The sequence below is a fragment of the Bacillus sp. V33-4 genome, assembly GCF_002860225.1.
Classification (GTDB): domain Bacteria; phylum Bacillota; class Bacilli; order Bacillales; family Cytobacillaceae; genus Bacillus_BJ; species Bacillus_BJ canaveralius.
On the sequence record NZ_PGVC01000042.1, the window covers coordinates 17,448 to 33,405 of the forward strand.

The window sequence follows — 15,958 nt, forward strand, 5'->3', positions numbered from 1 at the left end:
TCTGAGAAAATATCTAAAACTGGATTGACATTAATATTGATAATCATTATCATTAGTAATGGAGGGAAAGCAATGAAAAAATATCTATTTTTATGTTTAACAGCTATATTTATTTGTGCAAGCATCGGGGTTAATCAGTCATTTGCCTATTCATATGGCGATCCGAATGAAGAAAAACTCGCGGAAGTTTACAAAGAAATGATGATTAAATTAGATGAATCCCCTCCAAATTTTGCTTCTGCCAAAGCTCTTTATGAAACGGTACAAGAGGAAGTTGATATGCACATGGGGCCTGAGCCTTCCGAAGTGATCCTAAACGATTTAGAAGAGGAAAATAAAGAAGGCGTAACAGAAAACATGGAGAAGCTGCTCGTCTTAAATATCGCAAGGCGGCTTGAAGGCATTGAGCAAAATTTTAATGAATATGACACAAGCAAGAAACTGCTCGCAAAGGGTTTTGCTACATATGAAGCGTTATCTCCTAAAATTGAGGCGGAACATCCGGAAACCGATAATAAGCTGAGAGCTGAATTTGATGCTGCTTTAAACGCTCTTGGGAACCCGGGATTGTTCGGAGTCGGCAAGAAGGAATCAGATATTGAAGCCTTCAAATCCAGCAAGGAAACGATTTTAGCAACACTGCAAGAAGAGTACAACATCGAAAGCCTCGAAGTAGGCCATTTTACTGAAAGTGAAAACAACACTGAAACGGCTTCGGGCAAAAAGGACTGGACCGATCTATCCAACTTGCGAAATTGGATTCCGCTCGTTTTGATTGTTGCAATCATTGCTGGTGTAACAGGTTTCACTCTCAGAAAAAGAAAATTGAAATAATCCGGCATTAAAACCGGACCAAAAATAGAAAACATCTTGGGAAGGGGAAAGCATAGTGGAAATCCAGGCGCTGTTGATCACGTTCCGCGAAGTTTTTGAAGCCTTGTTGATCGTGGGAATTATTACGACTTACCTGAAAAGAATGGATAACGGTAAATACACAAAGTTTGTCTGGCTGGGAGCGGGTCTCGCCGTGATAGCGAGCATTGGTGTAGCTATGTTATTCCAGGTTGTCTTTACCGGTTTTGCGGCAATGGGTAGTGAAATGTACTTAAAAGTCAGCATTATGATCGTTTCGACAATCTTGCTAACCCAAATGGTATTCTGGATGGCAAAGCACAGCCGCGATTTAAAAGGGGAAATGGAAGGCAAGATGGACCGGTTTATATCTACTGGCAATATTGTTGGCATGGTCATCCATTCCTTTCTTGTTGTATTGCGGGAAGGCGTTGAGACAGTATTTTTCTTTGCTGCAATTACCGGCGGAAACATTGGGGCCGCCATGCAGGGCTGGGGAGCGATCACCGGAACGGTATTGGCCGCGGTCGTCGCTTATGTATTCTTCAAGGGTACAATGCGTGTTCCACTTAAATCATTCTTTAGAGTGACCGGGGCGTTTATTATTTTGATCTCGGCAGGATTGCTTGTCCAGGCGATTTCAATGATGCAGGATTTAAATATTATCGGAAGCGTCATTCCCCATCTGTACGATATTACCTGGTTTTTACCTGAGCATCCGATTGATTACAGCCACTATCTTCGCGATCATGGAACAGCACCATTGTTGTCAGGTGAAATTGGCATTTTCCTGAAAGCATTGTTTGGCTATTCCTCGATGCCGTCAATTGAAGAAGTGATCGCCTATTTCGGCTACTTTACAGCGATATACCTGCTGACCTCACCCCGGCAAAGCCGTCCAGCGGAACACAAGGCACGTATGGAAGAAAATCCGATAATGGACGAGTTGGACGCCCAAGTGAAATAACAAAAAGTACAAGGTAATCTGCCTTGTACTTTTTGTATTGAAGACACGTAAAGATGGTGATGATTTGCAAAAGATTCGTGATCTGGCCGGACGCAATTTCTTGTCCCCGGCCATCCTATACTTCTTCAGCCTGGCTTCGATCACTACGGTGATTGTCGTTCAGCTTATTTACGTCAATCCGTTTGCGTCGACATGGGATCAGGTAGATTTCACCCTTGGATTGCAAAGATACGATATAATGGCTATGCAGCCCCATTTTCCCGGCTATCCCTATTTTATTTTAGGGGGAAAGTTTATCCACTTGTTCATCGAAAATCCGTCCCAGGCATTGACGATTTTTAATATACTTTGTTACGTGAGTGCCCTGTACCCTATATACAGGTTAACAAGGGTCTATCTTGCCAGCGAGTTTTCTGCGTTGATGACTGCCGTGTTATACACTGCAAGCTTTTGTATTGTCATGGTAAACCAGCCGATCTCGGAAGGTGCTGCGCTTGCGTTTTTATGGTGGTACTTGTGGAGCCTGGAAATCTCTTTGATCAAAGAGCGGAGATGGTTCATGATCGTGCCGCTTTTTTTGTTAAGCATCATTTTAGGCATTCGCCTATCTTATCTGCCCTTTTCAATCGGTGTCATCTACCTTTTTTATATAAAATGGAAAACGAACCGGCTTTCACTCAAGGAAGTCTTTGGATTATCTGTAGTGGCGATCGTTTTTCAGCTCGTATGGGTGATAGCGATTATTGTGTCGGAAGGTGGTATGTCCGGATTCTTAAAACTGTCGCTTGGCTTTACAAGTGGACATTTTCAGAGCTGGGGTGGCGCCGTCGCACCTGGAAGTGAATCTGTAGCCGCCAGGGCCGGTCAGCTCGTTTTCGACAATTTCTTTTGGACGGGAATTTCCGCTCAATCGGTGGTACTCGGCTGTTTGTATGGATTGCTTATTTTGTTATTTCTGTATGGATTCAGGTTGAAATTTTTTTTGCAAAGCCAATTTTTACATATGCCGGCCTTATTGTTCGGTTTTTATTTTATTTGGGCGCTTCTTGCGCAAAATATTGATAAGCCAAGGCATATTCTCCCATTAACGGTGTTATTCCTTTTTGTTATACTGGTTTTTATGCTATCCCGTCGGAAAAACCCGCTCATAACCGCGATTTTAGTTATGATATTAGCAGTTCAGGTCGTACAATCTGCAAGGCTTGTGAAAGAGCAGGCAACAAATGAGCCGGCGGTCGTGCAAATGGCCAACTATCTTAAACAAAGCAACCAGAAAATAGTCGTTTATACATGGGAGGAAACAAGGGTTTTTAAATACCTGGATGCTTCATTTCCCCATAAGCGGATCGAAACTTTTCAAGTATTCCAGCATGATTCCGCTTTTTATTCCGATCGGAATATTTTACTAACAGATAAGGTTGTCAAGGGATTTCACGCCCAGGAAATAAATTTGGATGGAATGCTTGAAAAAGTCGCGGAATTCCACTCAAATGAATTATTTGACCCAGTTTATTCCGACATCACTTTATATAAATGGAAAAGCAACAAAGGAGGTGGACAGAATGAATGAAATGATAAAAAATAAGCTGATGCTTCTTCCCGACCAGCCCGGATGTTATTTGATGAAAGACCGGCAGGGGACGATTATTTATGTCGGAAAAGCGAAGGTTTTGAAAAACAGGGTTCGTTCCTATTTTACCGGCTCGCATGACGGGAAAACGCTCAGGCTTGTAAACGAAATCGAAGACTTCGAATATATCGTGACCTCATCGGATATTGAGGCCTTGATTCTTGAATTGAACTTGATCAAGAAATACGATCCAAAGTATAACGTCATGCTGAAGGATGACAAAAGCTACCCGTTTATCAAGCTGACAGCCGAACGACATCCACGGCTGATCATTACGAGAAACGTGAAAAAGGACAAGGGAAAGTACTTCGGCCCATACCCGAACGTTCAGGCAGCCAACGAAACGAAAAGGCTTCTTGATAGAATCTATCCACTCCGCAAATGTTCGACATTGCCTGATCGGGTTTGCCTGTACTACCACCTCGGGCAGTGTTTGGCACCTTGTGTGAATCCGATTGGTGAAGATGAATATAAAAATATCACCGATGAAATAATCCGCTTTCTCAATGGCGGTTACAAAGAAATTAAAGCGGAATTATCGGAGAAAATGGCTGCCGCAGCTGAAGAACTTGATTTTGAAAGGGCGAAGGAATACCGCGACAAGATCGCCCATATCGAAGCGACGATGGAAAAGCAAAAAATGACGACGACCGACTTTACGGACAGAGATGTGTTTGGTTATGCAGTTGATAAAGGCTGGATGTGTGTGCAAGTTTTTTTTGTCAGGCAAGGCAAGTTAATCGAACGGGATGTTTCGATGTTTCCGATTTATAACGAGCCGGAAGAAGAACTGCTCACCTATTTGGGGCAGTTCTATGAAAAAGCGAACCATTTTAAACCGAAGGAAATATTAGTGCCGGATTCGGTTAACACACAAATGGCGGAGGAACTCCTTCAAGTAAAGGTCTTAAAGCCGCAGCGCGGACAAAAAAAGGAGCTTGTTAAGCTTGCCGTGAAAAATGCGAAAATTGCGCTCGCGGAAAAATTTTCGCTGATCGAACGCGATGAGGAAAGAACGATTAAAGCAGTCGAAAATCTTGGTGCAACGCTGGGCATCTATACCCCGCACCGGATTGAGGCTTTTGATAATTCGAATATCCAGGGAACAAGCCCGGTATCGGCACTCGTTGTTTTTATTGACGGAAAGGCGGAAAAGAGAGAATACCGAAAGTATAAAATAAAAACAGTCAAAGGGCCTGATGACTATGAATCCATGCGAGAAGTAGTCAGGAGACGATATTCGAGAGTGTTGAAGGAAGAACTTCCTTTGCCTGATTTGATCATTATTGACGGTGGCAAGGGCCATATAGAAGCCGTCAGAGATGTGCTGGAAAATGAGCTCGGCCTCGATATACCGATTTCCGGTCTTGTTAAGGATGACAAACACCGGACTTCCCAGCTCCTGTTCGGAACTCCGCTTCAGGTCATTTCGCTTGAAAGGAACAGCCAGGAATTTTACTTGCTGCAGCGTATCCAAGACGAGGTCCATCGCTTTGCGATTACCTTTCATCGTCAAATTCGCGGAAAAGGGCTTTTTCAGTCCTTGCTTGATGACATCCCGGGAATTGGTGACAAGCGGAAAAAAGGCTTGCTGAAGCATTTTGGATCTGTGAAAAAAATGCGCGAAGCATCGCTGGAAGAATTGGTTGCTACCGGACTCCCCGCGAATGTAGCAGCAGATTTGTTCGAAAAATTGCAGGAATGACATTGTCAGCTTGGCTGCATCTATGCTATAATAAATCAAACTTTTATATCACATCACTTTAGAGCGTTAAAGTGAAGGTAGAGGTGCAAATTTCATCAGTAAAAGCTTGGAGAAGATTGAGCTTCCATGAAAAGCTTTGAAAGGGAAATTTGCCGAAGTGAAGAAATGCTCATTCGTTTCTTTGCTGGTCCTGAATTGAAAAAATGCAGGATTGTCAAGACATGGTCTTGGAGAGCTATCTCACTGTGCATGCGTATTTTTACGGAAACAAGCCTGAAACTGCTTGTTCCGATTATTGATTACGTCCGTCACAGCAATGGGATAGTTATCTCATTGCTTTTTTTGTTGCTTAATTTCGTCTGGCGAAATACGGAAAATCTGATGCAATGGAGCTGGATAGGCTCTTTAAAAAAGCGTGATAGTCCCGATAAGAGATCGGATAACAACTAATGAATTAACGAGAAAGAAGGGGAAACAGTGGGATTAATTGTTCAAAAATTTGGGGGAACCTCGGTTGGCAGTGTAGAACGGATTTTGAACGCAGCAGAAAGGGTTATTGAAGAAAAACAAAGGGGTAATGATGTTGTTGTCGTCGTTTCGGCAATGGGAAAAACGACCGATGAACTCGTCGGTCTTGCCAAACAAATTTCCGCGCAGCCAAATAAGCGTGAAATGGATATGCTGCTGACAACCGGGGAGCAGATTACGATTTCCCTGTTATCAATGGCTTTAAATGAAAAAGGCCATGAAGCAGTGTCTTTTACGGGCTGGCAGGCAGGAATTTCCACGGAGCACATTCATGGAAACGCGCGCATCCTTGATGTTAAAAAGGAAAGGATCCAGGAACAGCTTAAGAACGGGAATATTGTCATTGTCGCTGGATTTCAAGGAGTAACCGAAGCAGGCGAAATTACGACGCTTGGCCGGGGCGGATCGGATACGACCGCTGTTGCTCTGGCAGCTGCATTGCATGCTGATAAATGCGATATATACACAGATGTGACAGGAGTTTTCACAACAGATCCACGCTATGTAAAGGAGGCCCGCAAGCTTTTTTCCGTCTCCTATGACGAAATGCTTGAGCTGGCTAATTTAGGTGCCGGTGTGCTTCATCCACGCGCAGTCGAATTTGCAAAAAATTACCACGTCCCGCTGGAAGTGCGATCCAGCATTGAACGTGAAGCAGGAACAATCATCGAGGAGGAAGTATCAATGGAACAAAATTTAGTTGTACGCGGGGTGGCGTTTGAAGATGAAATTACCAGAATGACGGTGTTTGGGCTGCCTAATTCTTTGACAAGCCTGGCAACCATTTTCTCAACACTGGCGAAACACCGCATCAACGTGGATATCATTATCCAAAGCACGACATCAGCCGATACAACAAACCTGTCTTTTTCAATTAAAAGTGAAGATTTCCATGAGGCTTTGCAGGTGCTTGCAAATAACAAGACTGTGCTGAATTACGAGAGAATCGAATCAGAAGCAGGCCTTGCCAAGGTGTCAATTGTCGGTTCAGGAATGATTTCAAACCCGGGTGTGGCTGCTGAGATGTTTGAGGTGCTTGCGGCAAGCGGCATTCAAATTAAAATGGTCAGTACTTCAGAAATAAAAGTTTCGGCAGTAGTAGAGGAACAACAAATGCTGAAGGCGACCGAAGCTTTGCATCAGGCATTTGAGCTTTCAGGGACTAAGGTCCAGCTGTAAGGGGGAAGTGTGAGCCGTCCGCATCAACAATAAAAAAGCTTTCAAAGGGCAGGCACCTTTAAAAGCTTTTTTATTCGGCGGAAACGAATAACTAACTGAAGTGATGTTATCTAGCAATGGAATCTTTAATATCCCATTTAACGGTAAAATGGACTTTTGCCCCTTTTTTACGCGGATGTACAAATGCCTCTGCAACAGCGTTCTTTTGCATCTCAATCTGCTGGGCCAGGAAGCCGGCTTCCAGCTGGAAATGTCCGCTATCTTTCATTTTTAATTTCTTTGAAATCCGCTCGTTGTACAGATCGGCTTCCAGTTCATGTCTTGTTTCTTTTTCAATCGTAAGGATGCCCCAATCAGCCTGTTTAAAAAAGGCGCCGATGTCGGCAAAATTCTTTAACGGGTATTTACGGGCTAAACGCTTACCCGCCCAGTATAAAATTTCTGGTGCATCGCTGCCAAGCAATTCGGTTAGCAGCGTTTCCCGAATCAGTTCGTAGCCGAATTCAGTTACAGTTGGAAGATCTTCTTCCGTTTGTTCTGTTGCTGAGATAATACTCAATGCGCTTCCCCTCTTTCTATAAATATATTATATACAATTCCCGCTGAATGTAAGCTAAATTTTATAGAAAAAGACTGTGCGAGTAACAAGAAAATATTGTTATTTTAATATATTCGTTACCATACCTCTAAACAACAAATTGCAAACTTCTAAAAAAACTATTTTGCAAGTGATTTCCCTGTTTTAATACCATTTAATTGAATTTTTTATTACTGCATAACATGTGGTCAAGCTGATTTTGACTGTTCTGGAATAATATCAATATATTTTAAAAATTTTATTTATATAGACATTTTTGTGTATCCGTTTTCTTGACGCTCTATGTTGATGGGAGTAAAATGAACATGTCACATAATTGTAAAAAAATGAACCTAATATTTTACAATGTTGATAGGGTGCAGTCCGGCAAAAGGGGATTGTCGAAAAACCTGAGCGTCACTTTTAAAAAATAGGGGGGTAAGTTCATGGCAGGTAATCGGGAGTTTGTTTACCGGAGATTGCATTCATTACTGGGAGTGATTCCGGTCGGGTTATTTCTAATCCAGCACTTGACAGTGAATCATTTTGCGACCGGGGGAGAAGAGTCCTTCAATAACGCAGCACATTTTATGGAAAGTCTACCATTCAGGATTTTCCTTGAAGTCTTTTTAATTTACTTGCCGCTGCTGTTTCACGCAATTTATGGACTTTATATTGCTTTTACTGCAAATAATAATGTCAGCAGGTTCGGTTATTTCCGTAATTGGATGTTTATGCTCCAGCGGGTTTCAGGTGTCATTACGCTGATTTTTGTGGCGTGGCACGTCTGGGAAACACGTGTTGCTGCTGCCTTCGGGGCCCAAGTTAATTATGAGATGATGGAGAATATCCTCGCGAATCCATTAATGTTCTGGTTTTATGTGGCCGGAGTAATTTCGACCGTATTCCATTTTGCTAACGGCCTTTGGTCGTTCTTTGTCAGCTGGGGAATTACCGTAAGTCCGCGTTCTCAAAGAATTTCTACATATGTAACGCTTGGAGTGTTCATTGCGCTTTCAATCATTGGAATTCGCGCGCTGACCGCCTTTGTTTAAACAAATGCAAGAACGATAGATTAATATGGACGGACTACTGATTGGGGAGTGAGTCACGATGAGTAAAGGGAAAGTGATCATAGTAGGCGGCGGTTTAGCCGGCTTAATGGCAGCCATTAAGGTTGCGGAAGCGGGGACGCCGGTAGAGTTATTTTCGTTAGTGCCGGTGAAGCGTTCCCACTCTGTTTGTGCCCAGGGCGGCATCAATGGGGCAGTTAATACGAAAGGTGAAGGTGACTCCCCGTGGGAGCACTTTGATGATACTGTATATGGGGGAGATTTCCTTGCCAATCAGCCTCCTGTCAAAGCGATGACAGAGGCGGCACCGGGAATTATCCACCTTTTAGACCGTATGGGTGTTATGTTTAACCGGACACCTGAAGGACTGCTTGACTTCCGCCGCTTTGGCGGAACCCAGCATCACCGCACCGCTTTTGCCGGCGCTACGACAGGACAGCAGCTGCTTTATGCTTTGGACGAGCAGGTGCGCCGCTACGAGGTGTCAGGACTTGTTACGAAATTCGAAGGCTGGGAGTTTCTCGGTTCTGTTGTCGACGAGGATGGTGTTTGCCGTGGAATCGTTGCGCAAAACCTGAAGACGATGGAGATCAAATCATTTCCAGGCGACGCTGTTATTCTTGCGACCGGCGGACCAGGGATTATCTTTGGCAAATCAACAAATTCTGTTATCAATACAGGTTCTGCTGCTTCGATCGTGTACCAGCAGGGAGCTTATTATGCGAACGGCGAATTCATTCAAATCCACCCGACGGCGATCCCGGGTGATGATAAGCTGCGCCTGATGAGTGAATCTGCCCGCGGTGAAGGCGGACGCGTCTGGACCTATAAAGACGGGAAACCATGGTATTTCCTTGAAGAAAAATACCCGGCATACGGAAACCTTGTTCCTCGTGATATCGCAACAAGAGAAATCTTCCATGTCTGTGTCGATCAAAAGCTTGGAATCAACGGTGAAAACATGGTTTATCTTGACCTTTCCCATAAAGATCCGAAAGAGCTTGATATAAAGCTCGGCGGAATTATCGAAATCTATGAAAAATTCATGGGTGATGATCCGCGCAAGGTCCCAATGAAGATCTTCCCTGCGGTTCATTATTCAATGGGCGGTTTATGGGTCGACTATGATCAGATGACCAATATTCCGGGCTTATTTGCTGCCGGTGAATGTGATTATTCACAGCACGGCGCCAACCGCCTTGGTGCAAATTCGCTATTATCCGCGATATACGGGGGAATGGTTGCCGGCCCGAATGCGATCCGTTATATCAACGGCCTTGAAAAGAGCATTGATTCGATCTCTTCTGCACTGTTTGACGACTATGTTCAGCAAGAGCAAGAAAAATGGAACCAGATTATGTCATTGAATGGAACTGAAAACGCCTATGTTCTCCATAAGGAGCTCGGTGAGTGGATGACAGATAACGTCACGGTTGTCCGCCAAAATGACAAGCTTTTAAAAACCGATGAGAAAATAGTTGAACTGCTCGAAAGATACCAAAATATCAATATTAATGATACAGCCAAGTGGAGCAACCAGGGGGCGGTGTTCACAAGGCAGCTGCAAAATATGCTGCAGCTCGCCCGTGTCATCACGATTGGTGCCTATAACCGTAATGAAAGCCGCGGTGCCCATTATAAACCGGAATTTCCTGAGCGTAACGATGAGGAATTCCTGAAAACCACGATGGCCAAGTTCGTCGATGCAAAAGCTGCACCTGCTTTCCATTATGAAGATGTTGATACATCTCTAATCGCACCGCGCAAGCGCGATTACTCGAAGAAGAAAGGGGAGTAACAAGGTATGTCAGAGACAAGAACAGTCCGTTTTGAAATAACACGCCAGGATAGCCCTGATCAAGCCCCCTACCAGGAGACTTTTGAGCTGGAATACCGACCTAATATGAACGTGATTTCGGCATTGATGGAAATCCGCCGAAATCCCGTTAATGTGAAAGGTGAAAAAACAATCCCGGTCGCCTGGGATATGAACTGTCTCGAGGAAGTGTGCGGTGCCTGTTCGATGGTCATTAACGGGAAACCGCGCCAATCGTGTACAGCTCTTGTTGACCAGCTTGAACAGCCGATTCGCCTTGAGCCGATGCGGACATTCCCGGTAGTCCGCGACCTCCAGGTCGACCGGAGCCGTATGTTTGATTCTCTGAAAAAAGTAAAAGCGTGGATTCCAATCGATGGAACCTACGATTTAGGACCAGGCCCGCGCATGCCTGAGAAAAAACGGCAATGGGCATACGAGCTTTCTAAATGTATGACTTGCGGCGTTTGTTTGGAAGCATGTCCGAACGTCAACAGCAAATCTGATTTTATCGGTCCGGCACCGTTGTCTCAGGTTCGCTTGTTCAATGCGCACCCAACCGGTGAAATGAACAAATCTGAACGCCTCGAAGCGATTATGGGAGACGGCGGGCTGGCCAACTGCGGAAATTCACAAAACTGTGTCCAATCATGTCCAAAGGGAATTCCGTTGACCACGTCGATTGCTGCACTGAATCGCGACACTTCCTTCCAATCTTTTAAAAACTTCTTTGGAAGTGATCAAGCTTAATAAAGATAAAAACAACCTCTTTTCATATTTTGAAGAGAGGTTGTTTTGTTTGGATAAATAGGATGTTAAGCACCGGCCGGACCATTGGTCGGTGTTTTTTCGGTTTACCAAATAGTTTTCAAAGCGGCGGAAAAACAATATAATAAGAGAAAAGATGAATAACCATTCATTATTTGGGAGGAAGCAGATGAAGAAGTTCAGCTATATTAAAGAATGGGATTCCTGGCAGGAAGAGTTTGATTTTTCTTTTCCAGTTCAAGTCCGTTTTTCCGAAACGGATATGTTTGGCCACCTGAACAATACGGTTCCATTTGTTTATTTTGAACAGGCACGGATTGAGTTTTTCAAAAGCAAAGGCTTTATGCAAGAATGGGTAAAAACCGGAAATGAGACGATTCCGGTTGTAGCGGATCTGCAATGCGACTTTTTGAACCAGGTGTTTTTTGACGAGCAAATAGATATTTTTGTGAAAGCAGACTCTATCGGGAATTCCTCGGTCGATCTTCATTACATGGGGAAAAAGAAGAATGGGGAAGTTTGTTTTGTTGGACGAGGAACAATGGTCCAGATCTCCAGGAAAACAGGGAAAGGCGTTCCATGGTCTGAAGAAGCGAGGGTGCTCCTCGGTTCTTCGCAAAAAATCCAATCGTAAAGGCTCGGTGTACAATTTTTTATAAAAAGGCTCTCCGTCAAGCGAATGTAGTCACTCCATTTCTTTTGTTTACATATGATATGGTGACTAAATATATACCCACCCCGCGGTTCAAGGCTGGCGAAGGCAAGGAGGGTTACAATACTTGAAGGAGAATGAATATACTCACAAGCCACTACTCACAAAAAGAGAACGAGAAGTATTCGAACTGTTAGTACAAGACAAAACAACAAAAGAGATCGCTGGTGAATTATTTATAAGCGAGAAAACGGTTCGCAATCACATTTCCAATGCCATGCAAAAGCTTGGCGTTAAGGGGCGTTCACAAGCCGTTGTAGAGCTCCTTCGTATGGGAGAGCTAGAACTTTGATTTATGCCGGCGTCCTTTTTAAGGGGGCCGGTTACACATTTAAGGACAATCTTACTTCCTTGCCTGTTATTTCTATCTTGAAATTTCGGCTGAAAAGGTAGAAAATAAAAGAAACTAAAGAGAACTGTTGATTGTTAATAGAGGAGTTGTGCCTTATGAAGCTCGATGGCTTGAATGAAAATGCCGAAACAGAAAGCGCTGCAGGCGAAACAAATATTGTTGCAGATATTGAAAAAGATTTGCGTTACATAGCGGGAATCATCAAGCAAAAAGGAAGAGAGATTTTAAGCAATTATACGATTACTCCTCCTCAATTCGTTGCCCTGCAATGGCTTTTTGAAGACGGTGATATGACGATCGGGGAGCTTTCCAATAAGATGTATTTAGCCTTCAGTACGACAACTGATCTTGTTGATCGCATGGAAAAGAACAGTCTGGTGATGAGGGTAAAGGACCCAAATGATCGCCGGGTTGTCCGTATTCACCTGTTGGAAGAAGGCAAGAGGGTGATTGACGAGGTCATAAAAAAAAGACAAGCCTATTTGCGGGAAGTGCTCCGCAATTTTTCCGGCGAAGAGGTATTGCTTTTAAAAAATAACTTAATGAGATTACATCAAGATATGCGCGAAGAATGAGGCGAGATTTTTGAAACAACCGATAGGCATCATTGATTCGGGAGTTGGCGGACTGACGGTTGCCAAGGAGGTCATGCGCCAGCTTCCGGCTGAACAGATATATTACGTGGGCGACACAGCCCGCTGTCCATATGGTCCAAGATCCAGTGAAGAAGTAAAACGTTTTACATGGGAAATGACACAATTTTTGCTTGCCAAAAATATTAAAATGCTCGTGATCGCTTGTAATACAGCAACTGCCGTTGTCCTGGACGAGATTAGGAACGAGCTTTCGATTCCGGTCGTTGGTGTCATTTACCCTGGTGCAAGAACGGCATTGAAAGTGACAGACAACCACCAGATCGGCGTGATTGGCACGGAAGGAACGATCAAGAGCGGTGCCTACGAAACAGCATTAAAGTCGATTAACAAGCGCGTCGCTGTCAAAAGCCTCGCCTGCCCGAAGTTTGTACCACTGGTAGAGAGCGGTGAATTTTCCGGCCCTGTTGCCAAAAAAATCGTTGCCGAAACACTGCAGCCCTTGAAAAATAAAGGGCTCGATACGTTGATTTTAGGCTGTACCCATTATCCCCTGCTCGAAGGACTGATTAAAAATACGATGGGAAGCGGTGTGAAGGTAATCAGCTCCGGCGAAGAAACAGCCCGGGAAGTGAGCACGATTCTTCATCATAATCGCATGTTAAACAGCAGTGACAACGATCCTGACCACCAATTTTTTGTCACTGGTTCAAGAGCGATTTTCACCAAAATTGCTTCGCAATGGCTCAAGAAAAGAATTGGAAATGTGACGATGATCAAACTTGGCACATGAAAAGAATATACTTCTGCGATACCACAGTTTCTTGTGGTATTTTTTTTTATGAGTGAGCATAACCGTTGGGATTTCGGCAAAAAGTTATATAATTGAGTAAATATCTCAATGTATCAAGCAAAACCGAAAAACGAATTAAATTGTTTTAATAAACCCAGGAGGATTCCGTATGAAACGAATAATACCATGTTAATTTTCAATAATTGTTCGTTTTTCAATTAAACAAATGCTTTATGATTCAACAATAAAGGTGATCAACATGAACATACAACTGAAAGATATTGTTTCCAAGAGTATTTTAACTCCCGGAAGAGGTTTGTTGGAAGAGTATTCTCATTCAATCAATCCGTATGCCGGTTGTGCTTTCGCATGCAAGTATTGTTACGTCAGACAACTGCCTGTGTCCCTTTACCGTGAAGAAGAATGGGGAACATGGGTTGATATTAAAACAAATGCTGCTGAACTTTTAAGAAAAGAGCTTGTAAAAGCGAAGAAAAAAGGGCCGGTAACCTTGTTTATGTCATCTGCTACCGATCCGTATCAGCCGATTGAAGCCAAAACGAAATTAACAAGGAGCTTGTTGGAAGTGATGCTGGATGAACAGCCTGATTTTCTGTTTGTCCAAACCCGCTCACCGTTAGTCACGCGGGACATTGACCTATTTAAACAGTTTGGTGACAGAATCAGAGTGTCGATGACGATTGAAACGGATAAGGAAGAAGTCAGAAAGGCATTTTCACCTTCAGCTCCGCCTATCCCTGCCCGAATGAACGCTTTACAAAAGATAACGGATGCAGGAATACTGACACAAGCAACGATTGCCCCGTTGCTGCCTTGTTCTAAGGAGTTCCCCAAAAAACTAAAAAACATCGCCAGCCGGGTAACATTGGATGATTATTGGATGGGAGATGGAGGCGGGGGGAAACGAACAGAAAAGCTGGGGATTTATCAGATATATGAACAAATGGGATTGGAAAAATGGTATAACCCAACAGCATATAAAGTCGTCTTAAAAATGCTCAAAGATGAACTGGATGATGTGAATTTGTTAATTTCACAAAAAGGGTTCGGCCCGGGGAAAAATTAAAGATAAGATAAAGCGGTTTTGGCGGCCAAAGGAGTCGGGTCAAAATTAGGAAAAAAGGTGCCATGGGGTGCCTTTTTTTACTATAGAAACAAGCTTGCCTGCCCAAAAAAAGAGTTCATGATTGGCGTATGCCAAATTTTCTTCCAAAAGACGGTCTAATTTAAAAAGAGGCTCGTATACTTTTAGTACAAACTGTCTTAGGAGGGATTTAAATGTCTAAACATAAAAAAACAACTTTTGTTTCGGCCATATTTATGTCATCCGTGTTTTTGTCCGGCTGCGGATTGTTTGGCGGAGAGGAGAAGATTGATCCGCCTCAAGAAGCAACGTACGGGGAGGAGGCAGAAACAGAAACAGATGAATCAGCAGAAACAGGTGATCAAACAGAGAAAATGGCCGGAGATAAGGACGCTGCAGAAACGACCGTCCCGACAGAGTTGTACTTAATCGATGAAAAAGGCTATGTTACCGCACAGACACTCGATTTGCCAAAAGCCGAAGGAGTCGCCAAACAGGCGCTTGAGTATCTTGTCGAAGGCGGCCCAGTAACAGAAGTTCTTCCTAAAGGATTCAGGGCAGTTTTACCTGCAGATACGACGGTTTCAGTCAATATAAAAGACGGCGTTGCTACCGTAAATTTTTCAAAGGAATTCCAGGAATATAAGGCTGAAGACGAACCTAAAATCCTCCAGGCCATTACATGGACGCTAACACAGTTTGATTCCGTCCAAAAGGTCAAGCTGCAGATGAATGGGAACGAATTAAAGGAAATGCCTGTAAACGGCACTCCGATCGGCGAAGAACTGAGCCGGGCGAACGGAATCAATCTTGATACAGCAGAAATGATCGATCCGGCAGACACTAAGGCTGTCACCGTTTATTATCTTGGTGGTGAAGAAGGAGCGTATTATTATGTACCTGTAACGCGCCGGGTTTCAAATGAAGTGGGCAACAATGTTGAAGCAGCTGTGAATGAATTAGTGAAGGGACCTAGCTATAGCTCCAATCTGCTTTCTGATTTTGATCCCGATATAGAGCTGCTTGATGCGCCGAAGATTGAAGATAGAACAGTAACGTTAAACTTCAATGAATCTGTCTATGGAAGTGCTGAAGAGAAAATCGTTTCCCAGCATTTATTGAATGCTCTTGTCCTGTCTTTAACCGAACAAAAAGGGATAGAAAGCGTTTCGGTGACGGTGAATGGCGAAGCCGGCGTTGTCAATGATAAGGGTGAAGAGCTTTCAGAACCCGTTACCCGTCCTGAAAAAGTCAACACAGGTAGTTTTTAAAAAAAATTTTTTGATATACTATATAAAGAATAAGCCA

General features: G+C 43.6%; 15 protein-coding genes and 1 riboswitch. Of the genes, 14 read left to right on the forward strand and 1 reads right to left on the reverse strand.

Annotation, left to right across the window (positions count from 1 at the left end):
• Positions 1–72: 72 nt before the first annotated feature.
• The 5 genes from CVD23_RS15275 (at position 73) to CVD23_RS15300 (ending at position 6,861) form a co-directional block, all read left to right on the forward strand.
• On the forward strand, positions 73–834 hold the full coding sequence (locus CVD23_RS15275) for a hypothetical protein (RefSeq protein ID WP_101579558.1): 762 nt from the start codon (positions 73–75) through the stop codon (positions 832–834).
• Positions 835–889: 55 nt separating this feature from the next.
• Positions 890–1,819, forward strand: coding sequence for an FTR1 family iron permease (locus CVD23_RS15280; protein WP_101579557.1), 930 nt, complete (start codon positions 890–892; stop codon positions 1,817–1,819).
• A 64-nt stretch (positions 1,820–1,883) separates the two neighbouring features.
• Entirely contained in the window at positions 1,884–3,389 is a 1,506-nt protein-coding gene (locus CVD23_RS15285; protein WP_101666488.1) for a hypothetical protein, read from the forward strand.
• Positions 3,382–5,154: an excinuclease ABC subunit UvrC gene (gene uvrC, locus CVD23_RS15290; RefSeq protein WP_219619931.1), complete on the forward strand. Its 1,773-nt coding sequence runs from the start codon at positions 3,382–3,384 to the stop codon at positions 5,152–5,154. The genes CVD23_RS15285 and uvrC overlap by 8 nt, the downstream gene beginning before the upstream one ends.
• Positions 5,155–5,224: 70 nt before the next feature.
• A riboswitch (Lysine riboswitch) is annotated at positions 5,225–5,400 on the forward strand.
• Positions 5,401–5,631: 231 nt separating this feature from the next.
• Positions 5,632–6,861, forward strand: coding sequence for an aspartate kinase (locus tag CVD23_RS15300; protein WP_101579553.1), 1,230 nt, complete (start codon positions 5,632–5,634; stop codon positions 6,859–6,861).
• 106 nt (positions 6,862–6,967) lie between these two features.
• On the opposite strand, the gene CVD23_RS15305 is transcribed toward CVD23_RS15300, so the two are convergent.
• On the reverse strand, positions 6,968–7,420 hold the full coding sequence (locus CVD23_RS15305; protein WP_101579552.1) for a YslB family protein: 453 nt from the start codon (positions 7,418–7,420) through the stop codon (positions 6,968–6,970).
• Between the two features lie 464 nt (positions 7,421–7,884).
• On the opposite strand from CVD23_RS15305, the gene CVD23_RS15310 reads away from it, so the two are divergent.
• The 9 genes from CVD23_RS15310 to CVD23_RS15350 all read left to right on the forward strand — a co-directional run bounded on the left by CVD23_RS15310 (position 7,885) and on the right by CVD23_RS15350 (position 15,921).
• A complete protein-coding gene (locus tag CVD23_RS15310) occupies positions 7,885–8,493 on the forward strand; it encodes a succinate dehydrogenase cytochrome b558 subunit (protein ID WP_101579551.1) in 609 nt (202 codons plus the stop codon).
• Between the two features lie 58 nt (positions 8,494–8,551).
• A complete protein-coding gene (gene sdhA / locus CVD23_RS15315) occupies positions 8,552–10,309 on the forward strand; it encodes a succinate dehydrogenase flavoprotein subunit (RefSeq protein ID WP_101666490.1) in 1,758 nt (585 codons plus the stop codon).
• Between the two features lie 6 nt (positions 10,310–10,315).
• Positions 10,316–11,077 carry a succinate dehydrogenase iron-sulfur subunit gene (gene sdhB, locus CVD23_RS15320; protein ID WP_101666491.1) on the forward strand — a complete coding sequence of 254 codons (762 nt, stop codon included), beginning with the start codon at positions 10,316–10,318 and terminating at the stop codon, positions 11,075–11,077.
• Between the two features lie 187 nt (positions 11,078–11,264).
• Complete coding sequence (locus CVD23_RS15325) at positions 11,265–11,729, forward strand: acyl-CoA thioesterase (protein ID WP_101666492.1); 465 nt, start codon at positions 11,265–11,267, stop codon at positions 11,727–11,729.
• 145 nt (positions 11,730–11,874) lie between these two features.
• Complete coding sequence (gene gerE, locus CVD23_RS15330; protein ID WP_009796032.1) at positions 11,875–12,099, forward strand: spore germination transcription factor GerE; 225 nt, start codon at positions 11,875–11,877, stop codon at positions 12,097–12,099.
• A 155-nt stretch (positions 12,100–12,254) separates the two neighbouring features.
• Positions 12,255–12,734 (forward strand): MarR family winged helix-turn-helix transcriptional regulator, encoded by a 480-nt coding sequence (locus CVD23_RS15335; protein ID WP_101576132.1) that lies wholly within the window; start codon positions 12,255–12,257, stop codon positions 12,732–12,734.
• Positions 12,735–12,744: 10 nt separating this feature from the next.
• On the forward strand, positions 12,745–13,545 hold the full coding sequence (gene racE / locus CVD23_RS15340) for a glutamate racemase (protein WP_101576131.1): 801 nt from the start codon (positions 12,745–12,747) through the stop codon (positions 13,543–13,545).
• 259 nt (positions 13,546–13,804) lie between these two features.
• A complete protein-coding gene (locus tag CVD23_RS15345; RefSeq protein ID WP_101576130.1) occupies positions 13,805–14,632 on the forward strand; it encodes an SPL family radical SAM protein in 828 nt (275 codons plus the stop codon).
• A 212-nt stretch (positions 14,633–14,844) separates the two neighbouring features.
• Entirely contained in the window at positions 14,845–15,921 is a 1,077-nt protein-coding gene (locus CVD23_RS15350; protein WP_101666493.1) for a GerMN domain-containing protein, read from the forward strand.
• The last annotated feature ends 37 nt before the right edge of the window (positions 15,922–15,958 follow it).

What these genes read in the sequence shown, in the direction of transcription:
- uvrC (WP_219619931.1), top strand. Translation starts at nt 3,382, where the DNA reads ATGAATGAAATGATAAAAAATAAGCTGATGCTTCTTCCCGACCAGCCC.
- CVD23_RS15350 (WP_101666493.1), top strand. Translation starts at nt 14,845, where the DNA reads ATGTCTAAACATAAAAAAACAACTTTTGTTTCGGCCATATTTATGTCA.
- CVD23_RS15325 (WP_101666492.1), top strand. Translation starts at nt 11,265, where the DNA reads ATGAAGAAGTTCAGCTATATTAAAGAATGGGATTCCTGGCAGGAAGAG.
- sdhB (WP_101666491.1), top strand. Translation starts at nt 10,316, where the DNA reads ATGTCAGAGACAAGAACAGTCCGTTTTGAAATAACACGCCAGGATAGC.
- CVD23_RS15345 (WP_101576130.1), top strand. Translation starts at nt 13,805, where the DNA reads ATGAACATACAACTGAAAGATATTGTTTCCAAGAGTATTTTAACTCCC.
- sdhA (WP_101666490.1), top strand. Translation starts at nt 8,552, where the DNA reads ATGAGTAAAGGGAAAGTGATCATAGTAGGCGGCGGTTTAGCCGGCTTA.
- CVD23_RS15310 (WP_101579551.1), top strand. Translation starts at nt 7,885, where the DNA reads ATGGCAGGTAATCGGGAGTTTGTTTACCGGAGATTGCATTCATTACTG.
- CVD23_RS15335 (WP_101576132.1), top strand. Translation starts at nt 12,255, where the DNA reads ATGAAGCTCGATGGCTTGAATGAAAATGCCGAAACAGAAAGCGCTGCA.
- CVD23_RS15275 (WP_101579558.1), top strand. Translation starts at nt 73, where the DNA reads ATGAAAAAATATCTATTTTTATGTTTAACAGCTATATTTATTTGTGCA.